Origin of the sequence: Streptomyces triticagri, from assembly GCF_003429565.1 — a bacterium.
Classification (GTDB): Bacteria; Actinomycetota; Actinomycetes; order Streptomycetales; family Streptomycetaceae; genus Streptomyces; species Streptomyces triticagri.
Genome location: NZ_QUAK01000207.1, coordinates 1 through 16,544, shown reverse-complemented (window position 1 = coordinate 16,544; position 16,544 = coordinate 1). Strand labels below are relative to the sequence as shown.

Sequence of the window (16,544 nt, the reverse complement as noted above, 5' to 3'; positions counted from 1 at the left end):
CGCGGCGGCCGCCCGGGCGGCGCCGGCCGGTCAGCCCACCGCGGCCACCGCCTCCGGGATGCGGAACGGCTTGCCGCAGCCGCCGCACATGATGGGCGCCTGGGCGAGGACCGAGGGGACGACCCGGACGTTCCGCCCGCAGTCGCAGACGGCCTTGACGCGGACGCCGCCGCCGGACGATCCGTGCCGGGCGGCCGGGCCGCGGAACGAGCGCGCGGTGTCCGTGGCGGTCGCGGCGGTGTGGGCGCGCAGCGCGCGCTCGAGCCGCTCGGCCGTCGGCCGGTAGCGCCGTCTCGCCTCCGGGTTGAGCGCGACCAGCGAGAAGCCGCTGCTGGGGTGCGGCTCCTCGGGGTGGTCGAGGCCCATTTCCTCGGCGATCGCCAGGAATCGGCGGTTGTGGTAGCGGCCTGCGCGTGAGGTGTCACGGATGCCGCGGGCGGCGGCGATGCCGTGGACTGCCTCGTGCAGCAGTCGCTCGAAGGAGAGCTCGGCGCCGCAGGCGGACGAGGACTCTCCGATCAGGGATTCGGGCGCGGCTAGATCCGGCAGCTCGGGGTGGTACCGCTGAATGTCGGCCCACGCCTGTGCCAGCTCTGCGGCGAGAACAGGTGGTGTCGTGCTCACGTCGTGACAACGAGCCGGGGCGGCTCCTTGTTCCGATTCCGGGCCATCCCAAATAATTTGCACGTACCAGTCAGTTGCCGCTGATGCGTCCTGACGAGGGCGGGTGCGCAGATGTGCTGAGAATCCGGGGATCTCACCACAAGGCGGTACGTAGTACCAAGTACGCATCCACGCGTAGCGCGGGTCCGCCGTGCGTGACCCCTGGTGTCGCCGGCGGCGCAAGTGACCTTTCGGCCGTTTCGCGGCCGGAAGGGGTTGCTCCCCCTCCGTGAGGCTTCCGTTCGACCGTTCGATCCTTCGACGGGGTGACGGCCCGCGGGGTTCCCGCACTCTTGCGTACGCGCGCCCCCTCAGTAGGCGCGCGCGACGAGGGCGACGTTACCGGGTGCGTCGTCGCGGTCCGGCACCGACCCGTCCTCGGCGACCAAGCAGCGTACGGAGACCGAGTGTTCGGCGAGCCGCGCCTCACCCTCCTCGCCGAGGGTGGCCCAGGGGATGCGGGCCACTCCCCCGGCCAGAGCGGCCTCCGCGGCCTCCTCGACGGTGGTGACCTCGGAGGTGAGGGTCCGGCGACGGATCCTGGATTCGGAGAGCAGCCGCTGCTGGTCCTCCTCGAGGAGATCGGGGACGAGTCCGGCGACGGCGCTCAGGGCGACCGATTCCTTGCTGCCGGGAATGCGCCGGGCGAGCACCGCCGTGCCGTTCTCCAGATCGCGGGGGCCGACCTCGATGCGTACCGGTACGCCCTTCAACTCCCAGTCGACGGCGCGGCGGCCGAACGGGGTGTCCGTACGGTCGTCGACCCGCACCCGGACACCCGCCGCGGTGAGCCGCTCGCCGATCGCGTGGACCTGCTCGAGGACCGCCGGGTCGTCCTTGATGGCGAGCACCACGGCCTGCACCGGTGCGAGGCGGGGCGGCACGCGCAGGCCCTGGTCGTCGCCGTGCGCCATGATCAGGCCGCCGACCATCCGGGTCGAGGAGCCCCAGGAGGTCTGCCAGACCAGTTCCTGGGCGCCGTCCTTGGAGAGGTAGTGGGTGCCGAAGGCCTTGGCGAAGTTGGTGCCGAGTTCGTGGCTTGTGCCCATCTGGAGGGCCTTGCCGTCGCGCATCACGCCTTCCAGGGTGAGGGTGTTGACGGCGCCCGCGAAGCGCTCGGCGGCGGTCTTGCGGCCGAGAACCACGTCGATGCCGAGGACGTTGATCATGAAGTCGGCGTAGACCTCGCGGTGGATGTGCGCGGCGTAGTCCCGGGCCTCCTCGTACGTGGCGTGTGCGGTGTGTCCCTCCTGCCACAGGAACTCGGTGGTGCGCAGGAAGACGCGCGGGCGCATCTCCCAACGGACCACGTTCGCCCACTGGTTGATGAGCAGCGGCAGGTCGCGGTAGCTCTGCACCCATTTGGCGAACGAGGCGTTGACGACCGTCTCGGAGGTCGGGCGGACGACCACGGGCTCGTCCAGCTCCTTGCCGCCGCCGTGGGTGACGACCGCGAGTTCGGGGGCGAAGCCCTCGACGTGCTCGGCCTCCTTGGTCAGGTAGGACTGCGGGATGAAGAGCGGGAAGTAGGCGTTCTGCGCGCCCGCCCGCTTGATCCGGGCGTCCATCTCCTGCTGCATGCGCTCCCAGAGCCCGTAGCCGTACGGCCTGATGACCATGGTGCCGCGGACCGGGCCGTTGTCGGCCAGCTCGGCCTTGGTGATCAGGTCCTGGTACCAGCGGGGGAAGTCGTCCGCCTGGGGCGTGAGTACGGGAGCCTTTGCCATGGCGCGCATGGTACGGCGCGGGCCTGTCGGTGCGCGCGCCGATTCTTCCCGTTGCGGCCCTGCGCCCAGGGCGTACGCAGGGGGCTCGCAAGGAGTGCGGGAGAACCCCTGGACGGCGCGGCGGATGCGGAGTTCCCTGGCATACGGGGGCGCACGGGCACGGGACGGACCAACGGGGCACCGCTGAACTCGCAGCCGACTCTCGGCGATTGGGGCTTCCATGACACCTACGCTCGCCCGACGGCACGGCCCGTACCCGGCATCGGCGGCCGGCCAGGACCCGGAGGTGCGGGCACGCGCGCGTGACTGGGCGGAGATCCAGGAGCGGATGCCGGTCCCCCTCTACGAGGCCGTGTACGAACGTCTGGACGTCGGTCCCGGCACCCGGCTCCTCGGTCTGGGCTGCGGATCGGGGCTCGCGCTGCTGCTCGCGGCCCGGCGTGGGGCGACGGTGACAGGGGTGGATTCCGGTGCGCCGGAACTGCTGGCACTCGCGGGGGAACGGCTGGGGTGTGCGGTTGACGACTCCGGGTCCGCCGGGTTCGAAGGGCGTACGCCGGGTGGCGCGCGGCTGGTGAGCGGCGAGCCCGCGGACGCCGCGCCGCCGGGGGCTCGGCCGTACAACCTGGTGACCGCCTTCTCCCCGGTCGGCGCCGGCGAGGACGATGCCGAAGGGCTGCTCGGACAGCTGGCCGGGGCGGTGCCGGCGGCGGAGCACGGCAGCGCGGTGGTGCTGGCCGGCTGGGGGCCGCCCGAGCGGTGCGCGGCGGCCTCGGTGCTGCGGGTCGCGACGCGGCTGGCCGATCCGCTGCGCGGCGGCGGGAGTTGGTGTCCCGCGCGGCGTGACGATCTGGAGGAGGTCGCGGCGCGGGCGGGGCTGCGGCCGGACGGATCCGGGCGGGTGGCCTGCCCGTTCGGGTACGCCGATGTGCCGAGCGCGGTGCGCGGGCTGCGGTCGACGGGGCTCTTCGACGCGGCGGCCCGGGCCACGGACCGGGAGCAGGTGGACAAGGAGCTCACGGAGGCGCTGCATCCGTATGTCCGCGGGGACGGCACGGTGTGGATGCCGCACGTCTTCCGGTACTTGATCGCCCGTATCCGCTGAGTGCCCGGCCCGCCCGGTCGGCGTCAGGGGGCGGGCTTGGTCAGGCGGGTGATGCCGGCTGCGCGGTAGGCCTCGGCCTCGTCGAGGGTCTCGTTGGCGAGGAGCGCCTCGGAGAGGGCGTCGAGTCGGTCGCGCTGGTCGCGGAGTTGGCGGCAGGCGCTCTCGTAGCACTCGTCGACGATGCGGCGCATCTCGCTGTCGATGGTGTCCAGGGTGGCGGGCGCGGCGGCGAGTCCGTACGGCTCCTGGGAGGTGCTGGGCAGGGCGGAGAGCCGGCCGACGCGCTCGCTCATGCCCCAGCGGGCGACCATGCCGCGGGCGAGGTTGGTGACCTGCTCCAGATCGCTCTCGGCGCCGGTGGTGACGACACCGAAGACGACGCTCTCGGCCGCCATGCCGCCGAGTGCGCCGATGATCCGGCCGCGCAGATACTCCTCCGTGTACGCGTATTTGTCCGCGTCGGGCGTGGAGAGCGTGACGCCGAGCGCGCGGCCGCGCGGCACGATGGTGATCTTGCGGACCGGGTCGGCGCCGGGCTGCAGCATGCCGAGCAGGGCGTGGCCGCTCTCGTGGTACGCGGTGCGGCGGCGCTCGTCGGCGGGCATCACCAGGGGCCGCTCGGCGCCGAGTTGGACCTTCTCGAGGGCGTCCGAGAAGTCCGACCGGGTCACTTTCTGCTGCTTTCGCCTGACCGCGAGGAGGGCCGCCTCGTTGGCGAGGTTCGCGAGGTCGGCGCCGGTCATCCCCGGTGTCGTACGGGCCACTTGGGCGAGGTCGACGTCTTCGGCGAGCGGGATGTGGCGGGTGTGGATCTCCAGGATCGCGGTGCGCCCGTCGCGGTCGGGCGGGCTGACCATCACCGTGCGGTCGAAGCGGCCGGGGCGGGTCAGGGCCGGGTCGAGGATGTCGGCCCGGTTGGTGGCGGCGATGACGACCACGCCCTCGGAGCCGCTGAAGCCGTCCATCTCGGTGAGGATCTGGTTGAGCGTCTGCTCGCGTTCGTCGTGGCCGCCCATGCCGGATCCGCCGCCGCGGGCCCGGCCGATGGTGTCGATCTCGTCGATGAAGACGATCGCGGGCGCCACCTTGCGGGCCTCGGCGAACAGCTCCCGTACCCGGGAGGCGCCGACGCCGACGATCATCTCGATGAACTCGGAGGCGGAGGCCGAGAAGAACGGCACCCCGGCCTCGCCGGCCACGGCGCGGGCCAGCAGGGTCTTGCCGGTGCCGGGCGGGCCCGCGAGGAGGACGCCGCCGGGCATCCTGGCGCCGAGCCGCCGGTAGGCCTCCGGGTTCTTCAGGAAGTCGACGACGTCGCTGAGTTCGCCCTCGACCTCGTCGATCCCGGCCACGTCGGCGAAGGTGGTGCGCTTGTCCGCCTCGAGCTCGACCGGCTTCGGGGGTGCCTTTCTGCCGAGCATGCCACCGGCGCCGCCGCCCATGCCCGAGGCCATCCGGCGGGCGATGAAGACCCACAGGACGACCAGCAGGAGCAGCGGGGCGAGCGAGATCAGGAGATTGGTGAGGAGGCTCGGTTCCTCGTACACCGGCTCGGCGGTGACCTCGACCTGCTGCTCGGTCAGTTCGTCCCAGAGCTTGTCGTCGGCGAAGCTCGGGCGCTGGGTGGCGAACTTGTCGTAGCTGCCGTCGCCGCCGGGGGCCTTGGCGTCCTTCTTGAGGTCGCCCTGGATCTGGTCGCCCTTGGCGTAGATCTTCTCCACGTTGCCCGCGGTGACCTGTTTGCTGAATTCGGTGTACGAGACGGTCTTCGGCTCGTCGTCGCCGAACAGGTTCAGGACCAGGTTGGTGAGCAGATAGACCACGAGGGCGGTCATGATCAGCCTGGGCCAGCCGCCGGGGAGCCGCCTGCGCGGCGGCGGGGGCGGCGGGGCGCCTTCGGAGCGCCACGGCTGGTCGGTGCGGTCGCGCGGGGGTACGGGGCTGGTCACGGTCGCCATTATTCGAGACCGGGCGAATTCGGGCATTACGAGCGCTTGCGCGGCGCCGTCCGCGGTCCGGACAGTTGCCAGTATCCAGGATCCTGTTTATTGTCCGATGCGTGAACGGTTTCGACGATCGCTTCCTGACGCGCAACGGCCTCACCGCCCGGCGGCTCGCGGTCCTGCTGCTGCACCACGAGCCCGACACCCGGCTGCCCCGGGTCCGGGACCTCGCCGAGGAACTGCGCGTCGGGAACGGCACGGTGCAGTCCGGTCTCCGCCTCCTGGAGTCGGCCGGCGCCATCGAGACCCAGGCCCGCGGCCACCTCGGCACCTTCCTCGTCGGCTCCGACCGCGCCATACTCTGGCGGCTCTCCGGACTCGGCACCCTGCTCGCCGCCATGCCACTGCCGTACTCGCGCCGCTACGAGGGCCTCGCCACCGGCCTGCGGGCCGCCTTCGAGCAGGCCGGGGCGCCCTTCGCCATCACCTTCATGCGCGGTGCCACGGCCCGGATCGGCGCCCTGCTCGAGGGCAAGGTGGACCTCGTCGTCCTCTCCCGCCTCGCCGCCGACCAGCTCGCCGAAGAGCACCCCGTCGAGCTGATCGCCGATCTGGGGCCCGCCACCTATGTGGGCGCGCACGGACTGCTGCTGCGCCGGGGAGCGAATGTGCACGACCGCGGGCTGCGGGTCGCCGTGGACCACAGCTCGCGCGACCAGGTGTTGCTCGCCGAGCGGGCGTTCGCGGGGCGGTCCGACATCGAGTGGGTGGAGGCCTCGTACATGCAACTGCGGGACCTGTTCGCGCATGCCAGGGCCGACGCCACCGTGTGGAACATCGACGAGGTGCAGGGCCGGATCGGCGAGGAGCTGGCCGACGTGCTGCCACTCGGCGACGAGGTCACCCGCGAGCTGGCGCTGCGCAATTCGAGCGCCGCGATCGTCGGCCGGGCCGCCGGCGCCGCCGCCTTCCAGGCCGTACGGGAGGCCCTCGACCTGTCCCTGATCACCGCGCTGCAGGACGAGGTACTGGGCGGCGAACGCATCCCGTCGTACTGAATCCCGCGGACGTACCGAACCCCGCAGACGTACCGAATCCCGCAGACGTACCGACCCGAAGGAAGACCATGGACGACCGACTCGCGCTCCGCATCCAGTTGTTCCGCGACGGCGGTCAGGTCCGCCCGGAGGTCGCCGACTTCGTCACCGCTGAGCTCGACACCCTCGCCGCCGAGGGCAAGGCCGTCACCGAGGACACCGCGGGCATGCTCACCAGCCACCTGATGATGGCGCTCACGCGGCTCGTCGACGGCGAGCCCATCGAGGAGTTCCGCACCGACGAGCAGGTCGCCGCCGAGCTGGCCGGGCATCCGGAGGCGGTGACCAGGGCGCGCGAGCTCGCTGCCCGCGCCGCCGGCCGGCTCGGCGCCGAACTCCCCGAGTCCGAGGTCAACTTCCTCGGCCTGCATCTCGCCGTACTGGCCCGGCAGTCCCCGGCCGGCTGACGGACACGGCGTACGCCCGACACCCACAACCACCCACCCACAGAACGAAGGAAGGCCCCACCATGACGAAGATCCTCACCGGCGGAGTGGGCAAGGTCGAGGTCACCCGCGCCGTCGACGCGCTCGGGCTCGACGGCGTCGAAGCCGTCGAGTCCAGCGACATGGACGCGGCGATGCAGCTCCGGGCAGGCCAGGCCGACTACTACCTCGGCACCTGCCACACCGGCGCCGGCGCCTCGCTCGGCGTCCTCGTCGGCCTGATGGGCAATGCCGCCTGCCACACCTTCGGCCGCTCCGTGCCCACCGAGGACGACGTCGACGCCCTGCTCGCGGACGGAAAGAAGGTCTTCGGCTTCGCCATGGACCAGATCGACACCGTCGCCCCCATGCTCGCCCGCGCCATCGCCGCGCGCGCCTGAAGCCGTGCAGCGGCCCTGCCCTTGTCTCCCGCAGGGCAGGCCGGTGCAGCAGTAGCCCTGACCGTCCCCGCAGGGCAGCAAGGAGTATCCCGTGAGTAACGCCCCCGCAGATCAGCTCACTTCCGTGCTCGCGGCCGGCAACAGCCTGAATCTCTCGGTCGCCCAACAGCTGTTCGTGATCGCGCTCTGCGCCCTGACCGCCTTCATCTCCCACATGGCGCTGGCCGTCTTCAACGACGGCGTACGCCCGTTCATGCTCGACTTCATCCAGGGCCGTACCACGCGCAGCGCCACCACCGCGGTGTCCTTCGGCCTCTCGGCGGGCTTCATCTTCGGGCTCGGCGCACCGATGGCGCTGGCCTCCGGAGTGCTCAACCCCTGGCTGCTCTTCCTGCCGACCGACATCCTCGGCCTGCTCGCGCCGAAGAAGTGGCTGGCCCCGCTGCTCGGCGCCGGCTGGGGCGCCGTGGTCGTCTTCGGCCTGAACGGGGCGAACGACATCGCGCACGACCTGCCGGTGGACTTCCTGACCGCCATGCAGGAGATGTCGACGCCGATCCTGTTCCTGTTCACGCTGTTCCCGGTGCTCGCCGTGACCAAGCAGTTCGGGCGGCTGCGCGGCGGCGTCGTCGGCGTGATCGAACTGGCCCTGGTCGTCATGACGATGAAGCTGTGGCCGGACGTCTTCCCGGGCGCCATCGCGATGGCGGTCGGTGTCCTGTTCCTGATCGGCTTCGCCGTGCAGAAGGACCTGCGCGCGCGGCAGGCGGAGCGGGCCGCGGCCGCGAAGGACCCGCAGCCGGAGCCCGAGGCCGCCGGCGGCGCCGCGGACGACCCGATGGCCTCGCTGTTCAGCGCGAGCGCGGCCCGGCTCAGGAAGTATCTGCCGCTGTTCATGGTGCTCGGCGCCGGCGTCTGCGTACTGGCCCAGATGAAGATCTTCGGCGGCGGCGAGGCGACCAGCTTCCTGATCGCCAAGGGGCAGTACGCGGAGGCCGCACAGGTCGACTTCTACCGGGTGTTCGGCTTCGTACCGCTGATCGCGACCACCGCGCTGGCCTCGGGGGCGTACGGCATCGCGGGCTTCACGCTGGTGTACCCGATCGGCTACCTGCTGCCGAACCCGGTGCTCGCCGCGGTCGTCGGTGCGGCCGTCTTCGCGATCGAGGTGCTGGCCCTGTCGTACATCGGCAAGGTCCTCGGCAAGCTGCCCAGCGTCCGCGACTCCTCCGAGCACCTGCGCAGCGCCATCAGCGAGGCGCTCGGGCTCGCGATCCTCTTCGGCTCGCTGATGGCGGCGAACGCGATGGGCGGCGGCCTCGGCATCCTGATCGTCGGCGGTCTCTACCTGCTGAACGAGGCGATGGGCCGGCCGGTCGTGAAGATGGCCGCGGCACCCGCCGCCGTGATCGTCGGCGGTGTGCTCCTCAACCTCCTGTACTGGGTGGATCTCTTCACCCCGATCAAGGGCTGACCCGTCGTGCACACACCCGCCGCGAACACCCCCGCAACGAACACCCTGCAGACCGTCCTCGGTCCCGTGCCGGCCGCGGACATCGAAGGTCCCGCGCTCGCCCACGAGCACCTCGTCCTCGATCTCGACCGCACCGGTGACGGCGCCGCCGTCCTCGACCCGGCGCTGCACGGACCGGCCGTCACCGAGGAACTCGCCGCCCTGCGCGCCGAGTTCGGCCTGAGCCTGGTGGTCGAGCTGACCTGCCGCGGGATGGGTCGCGACCCCCGGGCGCTGGCCAGGATCGCGGCCGGGACGGGGATCGCCGTGGTGGCGGCGACCGGGTGGTACTACGAGCCGTTCCACCCCGCCGAGATCGCGGACACCCCCGTATCGGACCTGGCCGGCACGCTGGTCCGGGAGATCACGGACGGCATCGGCGACACCGGCGTACGCCCCGGCGTGATCGGCGAGGTGGGCAGCCACGGCGACCGGCCGAGCGAACCGGAGACCCGCTCCCTGCTCGCCGCCGCGCAGGCCGCCCGGGCGACCGGCCTGTCCGTCGCCACGCACGCCCAGCTCGGCCGTGGCGGACTCGCCCAGCTCGAGCTGCTCACCGGCGCGGGCCTGGCCCCGGAGCGGATCTCGATCGGCCACCAGGACCTCCTGGACGATCCCGCCGTGCACCGGGAGTTGGCGGCGGCCGGGGCGTACGTCGCCTTCGACACCGTCGGCAAGGCGGCGTACCGGAGCGACGCCGACCGGCTCCGGCTGCTGCTCGCGCTGCTCGACGCGGGGCACGCCGATCGGGTGCTGCTGAGCTGCGACATCTCGCGGCACGGCTATCTGGAGGCGGAGGGCGGACAGGGTTACGGGCATCTGTTCCGGTCGTTCCTCGGCGAGGCGCGGGACGCCGGGGTGGACGAGGACCTGATCGACCTGATGACCCGGCGCAATCCGCTGCGCTTTCTGACCGGTGCGAACAGCGAGGAGATCTGATGCCGCACGAAGCGTCCGGAGCACCTGCCGGCGGACCGGACCTGCCGGACACCTTCCCGCTGCCCACGGTGCCGCCGGCCGACGCCGTCACACGCCAGTTCCGGCTCCTGGAATGCATCGCCGCGCACTTCGAGGGCGAGCAGCTGTTCGCCGCGGACGCGGGCGTCGTGCCCGGCCTCGGCCGCCCGCACACCACCGCGCGGGTGGAGTCCGTACTCGCCGACTTCTTCGACGCCGAGGACGCCGCGCTCGTCCAGGGCGCGGGCACCGGCGCGATCCGGGCCGCCCTCACCGCCGCCGTCGGCCCGGGCGACCCGCTGATCGTGCACCGCGCGCCGGTCTACCGGAGCACCGCCGTCACCCTGCGCGGACTCGGCGTCGAGCAGGTCGAGGTCGACCTCAACGACCCGGGCGCGCTCCGGGAAGCCCTGGCGGGCGGCCGGTTCCGCTGGGCGTACGTCCAGCACACCCGGCAGCGGCTCGCCGACTCCTACGACCCGGGCGAGGTGCTCGCCGCCTGCCGCGCGGCCGGGGTGCGCACCCTCGTCGACGACAACTACGCGGTGTGCAGGGTGCCTTCGGCCGGCGTCCAGCTCGGCGCGGACGCGTCCTGCTTCTCGCTGTTCAAGCTGCACGGCCCGGAGGGCGTGGGCGCGGTCGTGGGCGCCCGTGACCTGGTCGAGCGGGTCCGCGCGGACAACTACTCGGGCGGCGGGCAGGTCCAGGGCCACCAGGCACTCGACGCACTGCGGGCGCTCACCCACGTACCGGTGATGTGGGCCGTGCAGTCCCAGGTCGGCGCCGAGGTCGCCGAACGGCTGGCGGCCGGCGAGGTCGAAGGCGTCACCGACGTACGCCTCGCCAACGCCCAGGACCGCTGCGTCCTGGTCCGCCTCGACCGCCCGGTCGCCCGCGAACTGCCGGCCGTCGCGGCCCGCCACGGAGCCGCGTCGTACCCGGTCGGCTCCAACTCCCGCTACGAAGTGGCCCCGCTCTTCTACCGGATGTCCAGCTCGTCCCTCGACGACGCCCCCGGCCTCGCCGACTGGACCGTACGCATCAACCCCATGCGGGCCGGCGCCGATCTGGTCCTCGACATCCTCCGCCGCTCCCTGCACGACCTGCACAACTCCTAGGACGCCCCGTGTTCCTGAACACTCTGCTCGCCCGCAACCCGGAGCTCGCCGACGCGGCGGCCGCCCTGCACGACTCGGGCGCGATCCCGCCCGACACCTATGTGATCGACCTGGACGCCGTCGAGGAGAACGCCCGGCTGCTCGCCGAGACCGCCGAACGGCTCGGCATCAGTCTGTGGTTCGTGGTCAAGCAGTTCGGCCGCAATCCCGAGCTGATCAGGGCGGTCGCCCGGCACATCCCTCGGTACGCGGCCATCGACGCCCCCGAGGCCCGCACCCTGCACGCGGCGGGCGCCGAGCCCGGCAACCTGGGCCACCTGGTCCAGATCCCCCGCCGCGCACTGCCCGAGCTGCTCGCCACCCGCCCGGAGACCGTCACCGTCTACGACCTGGCCAATGCCCGCGCCGTGGCCGAGGCCGCGCGCGAACTCGGCTTCGTCCAGGACGTCCTGATCCGCGTCGAGGGCGCCGACGGCTCGGTCTACCCGGGTCAGGAGGGCGGCGTCCCGCTCGCCGGCATCGACGTGTTCGCGGCCGCCGTCGAGGAGTTGGACGGGGTACGCATCGGCGGTGTCACCGGATTCCCCTGCCTGCTCTGCGATCCGGACACCGGCGTCCCACGGCCCACGCCCACCTTCGACCTGGTCGGCGAGGCGCACGCGAAGCTCGCCGCCCGCGGCCACACCGGGCTGCGCCTCAGCGCCCCGAGCGCCACCTCGGTCGCCTCCCTTCCACTGCTCGCGGAACTGGGCGCCACCCACGGCGAGCCCGGCCACGCCCTGACCGGCACCACCCCGCAGCACGCCGTCGATCCGCGGCAGCCGGAGAAGCCCGCGTACGTCTACGTCACCGAGGTCGCCCACACCCTCGCCGACGGCCGCCCGGCGGTCCTCGGCGGCGGCTTCTACCCGCGGGCCGGCATCAAGGACGCACTCCTTCCGCGTACCGGCGAACGCCTGCGCGTGCAGGACTCGCCCGCGGACAACATCGACTACTACCGGCTGCTCGCCCCGTCCGTCGGCGCCGAGGCCGGTGACACCGCGCTGCTCGCCTTCCGTACGCAGATGTTCGTCACCCGCAGCACGATCGCCGTGGTCGCCGGGCTCTCGGCCGGCGAGCCCGCGCTTGTCGGCCTGTACGACGCGCTCGGGCGCCGGTACGAGCACGGGGAGACGGGCCGATGAGCGCGGCCGGCCGGACCGTGATCGTGGTGCTCGACGGCTTCGGTGTCGGCGCCATGCCCGACGCCGGCGCGCTGCGCCCCGGCGACCTGGCCGCCGACACCTGCGGCCATGTCCTCGACGCCTGCCGCGAACGCCTCGGGCGCCCGCTGCGGCTGCCCGCGCTCGGCGCGCTCGGCCTCGGCCTCGTCCGTCCGCATCCCGATCTGGCCGCGGGCACCGAACTGCCCGTGGCGTACGGGCGGGCCGCGCTCGGCTACCCGGGCGCGGACACCTTCGCGGGCCATCAGACCATGATGGGCGCCGACTTCAGCCGGGTGACGGTCGCCCGGCTCGGCGAGCACCTAGACGCGGTCACCGAAGCCCTGCGCAGCGCGGGCCACCTGGTGACCAGGCTCGACGGTAAGCCGCTCCTCGTCGTCGACGGCACGGTCCTGGTGCACGACAATCTGGAGGCCGACCCGGGCATCAACTGGAACGCCTCCGGACGTCTGGAGGACCTCCCCTTCGACGCGACACTCGCCGTCGCCCGGGTGGTGCGCGCCGTCGCGCCGGTCGCCCGCGTCATCGCGGTGGGCGGCCACGCGGCCCGATCACTCGACCGGTACGTACGCGACGGCGACGCCGGCACGGTGGGCCTCGACACCCCCGCGACCGGCTTCTACCGGAACGGCGGCCTGGAGGTCCAGCACCTCGGCGCCCCGCTCGACCACACCCGCCAGCTGCCCGAACTCGCCGCCCGCGCGGGCCTCCCGGTCACCCTGGTCGGCAAGGCGGCCGACATCCTGGAGTGCGGGAGCGCGGTCCGACACCCGGCCGTACCCACCGCCGATGTGCTCGCACACACCATTGCCGCGGTCCGAACGTCCGCCCCCGGCCCCGCCCTGGTCGTCGCCAACGTCCAGGAGACCGACCTGGCCGGCCACCAGCAGGACACCCTGCGCTACGGCGAGGTCCTGGAACGCGCCGACGAGGGCCTGACGACCCTCCTCGACCTCCTCGACTCCCCCGGCGACCGCCTCATCGTCACGGGCGACCACGGCAACGACCCCACGATCGGCCACGCCTACCACACCCGCGAATACGTCCCCGTCCTCATCCACCGCCCCGAGGCCACCACCCGCCTCGCCCTCCCCGACGCGGACTCCCTGGCGGACGTGGGCGCGACGGCAGCCACATCCCTCACCCTGAACCCGACCCACCTCGCAAACGGGTCACCCCTCACAAGCCGCGGCGACATCGCAAATCAAGCCCCTCCGGCGTTTGAGGAGGCCCGCCCGGCAGGGCAAAAACCCCGGCCGGGCGGGCCAACAGATCCTCAGCCGAGCTGAGCGACGCCGAGCCTCAGCCCATGAACTTCTTGAACTCATCAGGCAGTTCAAAACCCTGCCCACCCTGCCCCCCGGCAGGCAACGTTCCCTCTTCCCGCCGACGCGCAGCATCCAACTCCTGCTGCTTCCGCTTCATCGGATTGCCCGAACGCTGCTTGCCCTTGGCCTGCTTCTGCTTCTTCTTCTGCCGCCCGGGACCACCGCCCGAACCGGGCATGCCCGGCATACCCGGCATCCCGCCGCCCTGCGCCATCTTCGACATCATCTTGCGCGCCTCGAAGAACCGCTCCACCAGGTTCTTCACCGCGCTGACGTCGACGCCCGAGCCCTTGGCGATCCGCGCACGCCGCGAGCCGTTGATGATCGTCGGCTCGGACCGCTCCCCCGGGGTCATCGACTTGATGATCGCCGCGGTACGGTCCACGTCCCGCTCGTCCAGATTGTTGATCTGGTCCTTGATCTGACCCATGCCGGGCATCATGCCGAGCAGCTTGGAGATGGAGCCCATCTTCCTGACCTGCTCCATCTGCGCCAGGAAGTCGTCGAGCGTGAACTCCTTGGGGCCCTTCTGGAGCTTGGCCGCCATCTTCTCGGCCTCGGCCTGGCTGAAGGTCTGCTCGGCCTTCTCGATCAGCGTGAGCATGTCGCCCATGCCGAGGATCCGCGAGGCCATCCGGTCCGGGTGGAACGCGTCGAAGTCGTCCAGCTTCTCGCCGTTGGAGGCGAACATGATCTGCTTGCCGGTGACGTGCGCGATCGACAGGGCCGCACCGCCACGCGCGTCGCCGTCGAGCTTGGAGAGCACCACACCGTCGAAGCCGACGCCGTCGCGGAAGGCCTCCGCGGTGTTCACCGCGTCCTGACCGATCATCGCGTCGACGACGAAGAGGACCTCGTCCGGGCGAACCGCGTCGCGGATGTCCGCGGCCTGCTGCATCAGCTCCTGGTCGATGCCGAGCCGGCCGGCGGTGTCGACGACCACGACGTCGTACTGCTTGCCCTTGGCGTACTCGATCGAGTCCTTGGCGACCTGGACCGGGTCACCCACGCCGTTGCCCGGCTCGGGGGCGTAGATGCCGACGCCGGCGCGCTCGGCGACGACGCTCAGCTGGTTCACCGCATTGGGGCGCTGCAGATCACAGGCGACGAGCAGCGGCGAGTGGCCCTGCCCCTTCAGCCAGCGGCCGAGCTTTCCGGCGAGCGTGGTCTTACCGGCACCCTGCAGACCCGCGAGCATGATCACGGTGGGCCCGGACTTGGCGAACCGCAGTCGACGGGTCTCGCCGCCGAGGATGCCGACGAGCTCCTCGTTGACGATCTTGATGACCTGCTGCGCAGGATTCAGCGCCTGGGAGACCTCGGCGCCGGTCGCCCGCTCCTTGACCTGCTTGATGAACGCACGCACCACGGGCAGCGCGACGTCGGCTTCGAGGAGCGCGATGCGGATCTCGCGTGCCGTGGCGTCGATGTCCGCCTCGGACAGGCGCCCCTTGCCGCGGAGGGTCTTGAAAGTCGCTGCGAGGCGATCGGAAAGAGTGTCGAACACGGCGGTCGCAGATCCTCGTCGGTCGGGGGCGGAGTCAGTCGCCCTCCAGGGTATCCGTACGCGCAGCGGGAGCACCCACGGTGCCCGCATCCTTCCCGTACGGGCCCCGTACAGGAAGGGACGGTCAGGCGCGCAACGCCTCCTCCACCCCCCGCGCCACCCCCACCGCGCGCTCCTGCGCGAGCGGCTCCCCGTCGCCTCCGGTGACGTAGAACGCATCGACCGCGTTCGCTCCGAGCGTCGACACATGGGCGCTGCGCACCATGACGTCCGCGGACTCAAGCGCCCGGCCGATCCGGCGCAGCAGGCCGGGGGCGTCCTGCGCCCGGACCTCGATGACCGTGGCCCGCCGCGACGTGGTCGGTGCGACCGTGACCCGGGGCGGCGGCGCAGGGACCCCGCGCCTGCGCGGATAGGCGGCATCCCGCTCCGCGAGCCGGGCGGGGATGTCGAGCGAACCCTCCAAGGCCCGTACGAGATCGGCCCGCAGCCGCGCGGCCTGCGGCAGGGAGCCGTACTCGGCCGCCACCCGCCACTCGAGCAGCAGCACCGGCCCGGACGCTCCCGTCTCCGGAACGACCTCGGCGGGCAGCGTCACGGCCCGCAGCTCAGCGGTCCGTACGGTCAGCCGGTGCAGCGCGAGCACCCCGGCCACCGCGGGCAGCACCCCGGCCTGGTCGGGCACCGCGATGAGCAGTTCGACACCGAGCGGCTCGGGCCCGTCCGCGGGGTCAGGTCCGGCGTCGTCCCGCGGAACGGCGGCCTCATCGGCCCGGGCGTGCAGCGAGAGCACCGGCCCGCCCGTACGGAAGGCCTCGACCGCGAGCCGCTCGTGCTCGGCGGTGATCGTGGCCGGTTCGTCCTCGGGTACGGATTCACCGGCGAGCACCGCGGCGGCCCGCCGCACCAGGTCCCCGACGAGCGAAGCACGCCAACTCGACCAGGCCGCGGGCCCGGTGGCCAGCGCGTCCGCCTCGGTCAGCGCGTGCAGCAGCTCGAGCGTGGGCACGGTGGCGACCGCATCGGCCACCGACCGCACGGTCGCCGGATCGTCCAGATCCCGCCGGGTCGCGGTCTCCACGAGCAGCAGATGGTGCCGTACGAGGGTGGCGAGCACGGCCGCGTCGGCGGCGTCGAAGCCGATCCGGGCGGCGACGTCGCGCGCGATCACCTCGCCGGCCACCGAGTGGTCCCCCGGCCAGCCCTTGCCGATGTCGTGCAGCAGCGCGGCGACCAGGAGCAGGTCGGGTCGCTGCACACGGCGGGTCAGACCGGCCGCGCGGACCGCCGTCTCGACCAGGTGCCGGTCGACGGTCCAGGTGTGCACGGGGTTGCGCTGCGGGCGGCAGCGCACCCGCTCCCAGTCCGGCAGCAGCGCGTCGATGAGGCCCTCGGCCTCCAGGGCGGCCCAGACGTCGACGGTCGGGCGGCCCGCGCCGAGCAGCGTGACGAGCTGCTCGCGCGCCTCCGCCGGCCAGGGCGTGGGCAGCGCCGGTGCGGCCGCGGCGAGGCGGCGCACCGCGTGCGGCGAGAGCGG

Annotated in this window: 14 protein-coding genes; 9 read left to right on the top strand and 5 right to left on the bottom strand. The window is 72.4% G+C overall.

Annotated features, from left to right (window positions below; genetic code table 11):
* Window positions 1–30: 30 nt before the first annotated feature.
* Together DY218_RS28135 and proS are read right to left on the bottom strand one after the other, a co-directional pair.
* Window positions 31–624, bottom strand: a complete 594-nt coding sequence (locus tag DY218_RS28135; protein ID WP_128558964.1) for a hypothetical protein — start codon at window positions 622–624, stop codon at window positions 31–33.
* Between the two features lie 350 nt (window positions 625–974).
* Window positions 975–2,390 (bottom strand): proline--tRNA ligase, encoded by a 1,416-nt coding sequence (gene proS / locus DY218_RS28130; RefSeq protein ID WP_128558963.1) that lies wholly within the window; start codon window positions 2,388–2,390, stop codon window positions 975–977.
* A 220-nt stretch (window positions 2,391–2,610) separates the two neighbouring features.
* On the opposite strand from proS, the gene DY218_RS28125 reads away from it, so the two are divergent.
* Complete coding sequence (locus DY218_RS28125; protein WP_128558962.1) at window positions 2,611–3,495, top strand: SAM-dependent methyltransferase; 885 nt, start codon at window positions 2,611–2,613, stop codon at window positions 3,493–3,495.
* A gap of 23 nt (window positions 3,496–3,518) precedes the next feature.
* On the opposite strand, the gene ftsH is transcribed toward DY218_RS28125, so the two are convergent.
* A complete protein-coding gene (ftsH, locus tag DY218_RS28120; protein WP_128558961.1) occupies window positions 3,519–5,444 on the bottom strand; it encodes an ATP-dependent zinc metalloprotease FtsH in 1,926 nt (641 codons plus the stop codon).
* Window positions 5,445–5,554: 110 nt separating this feature from the next.
* Here ftsH and yhfZ point away from each other — a divergent pair, with 110 nt between their 5' ends.
* The 8 genes from yhfZ (at window position 5,555) to DY218_RS28080 (ending at window position 13,461) form a co-directional block, all read left to right on the top strand.
* The gene (gene yhfZ, locus DY218_RS28115; RefSeq protein WP_128558960.1) at window positions 5,555–6,496 is read left to right on the top strand and encodes a GntR family transcriptional regulator YhfZ; all 942 of its coding nucleotides are present in this window, start codon (window positions 5,555–5,557) and stop codon (window positions 6,494–6,496) included.
* A 68-nt stretch (window positions 6,497–6,564) separates the two neighbouring features.
* Window positions 6,565–6,942, top strand: coding sequence for a PRD domain-containing protein (locus DY218_RS28110; RefSeq protein WP_128558959.1), 378 nt, complete (start codon window positions 6,565–6,567; stop codon window positions 6,940–6,942).
* A 62-nt stretch (window positions 6,943–7,004) separates the two neighbouring features.
* The gene (locus DY218_RS28105) at window positions 7,005–7,361 is read left to right on the top strand and encodes a DUF2620 domain-containing protein (protein WP_128558958.1); all 357 of its coding nucleotides are present in this window, start codon (window positions 7,005–7,007) and stop codon (window positions 7,359–7,361) included.
* 91 nt (window positions 7,362–7,452) lie between these two features.
* Entirely contained in the window at window positions 7,453–8,835 is a 1,383-nt protein-coding gene (locus DY218_RS28100) for a YhfT family protein (RefSeq protein WP_128558957.1), read from the top strand.
* A gap of 6 nt (window positions 8,836–8,841) precedes the next feature.
* Entirely contained in the window at window positions 8,842–9,813 is a 972-nt protein-coding gene (locus tag DY218_RS28095; RefSeq protein ID WP_128558956.1) for a phosphotriesterase family protein, read from the top strand.
* On the top strand, window positions 9,813–10,949 hold the full coding sequence (locus tag DY218_RS28090; RefSeq protein WP_128558955.1) for an aminotransferase class V-fold PLP-dependent enzyme: 1,137 nt from the start codon (window positions 9,813–9,815) through the stop codon (window positions 10,947–10,949). The genes DY218_RS28095 and DY218_RS28090 overlap by 1 nt, the downstream gene beginning before the upstream one ends.
* A gap of 8 nt (window positions 10,950–10,957) precedes the next feature.
* On the top strand, window positions 10,958–12,133 hold the full coding sequence (locus DY218_RS28085) for an alanine racemase (RefSeq protein ID WP_128558954.1): 1,176 nt from the start codon (window positions 10,958–10,960) through the stop codon (window positions 12,131–12,133).
* Complete coding sequence (locus DY218_RS28080; protein WP_128558953.1) at window positions 12,130–13,461, top strand: phosphopentomutase; 1,332 nt, start codon at window positions 12,130–12,132, stop codon at window positions 13,459–13,461. Before DY218_RS28085 ends, DY218_RS28080 begins: the two co-directional genes overlap by 4 nt.
* A 13-nt stretch (window positions 13,462–13,474) precedes the next feature.
* Here the strand turns inward: DY218_RS28080 and ffh are convergent, their stop codons facing one another.
* Together ffh and DY218_RS28070 are read right to left on the bottom strand one after the other, a co-directional pair.
* Window positions 13,475–15,007, bottom strand: coding sequence for a signal recognition particle protein (gene ffh / locus DY218_RS28075; protein ID WP_128558952.1), 1,533 nt, complete (start codon window positions 15,005–15,007; stop codon window positions 13,475–13,477).
* A 124-nt stretch (window positions 15,008–15,131) separates the two neighbouring features.
* A partial coding sequence (locus DY218_RS28070; RefSeq protein WP_128558951.1) for an HD domain-containing protein occupies window positions 15,132–16,544 on the bottom strand: 1,413 nt, incomplete at its 5' end.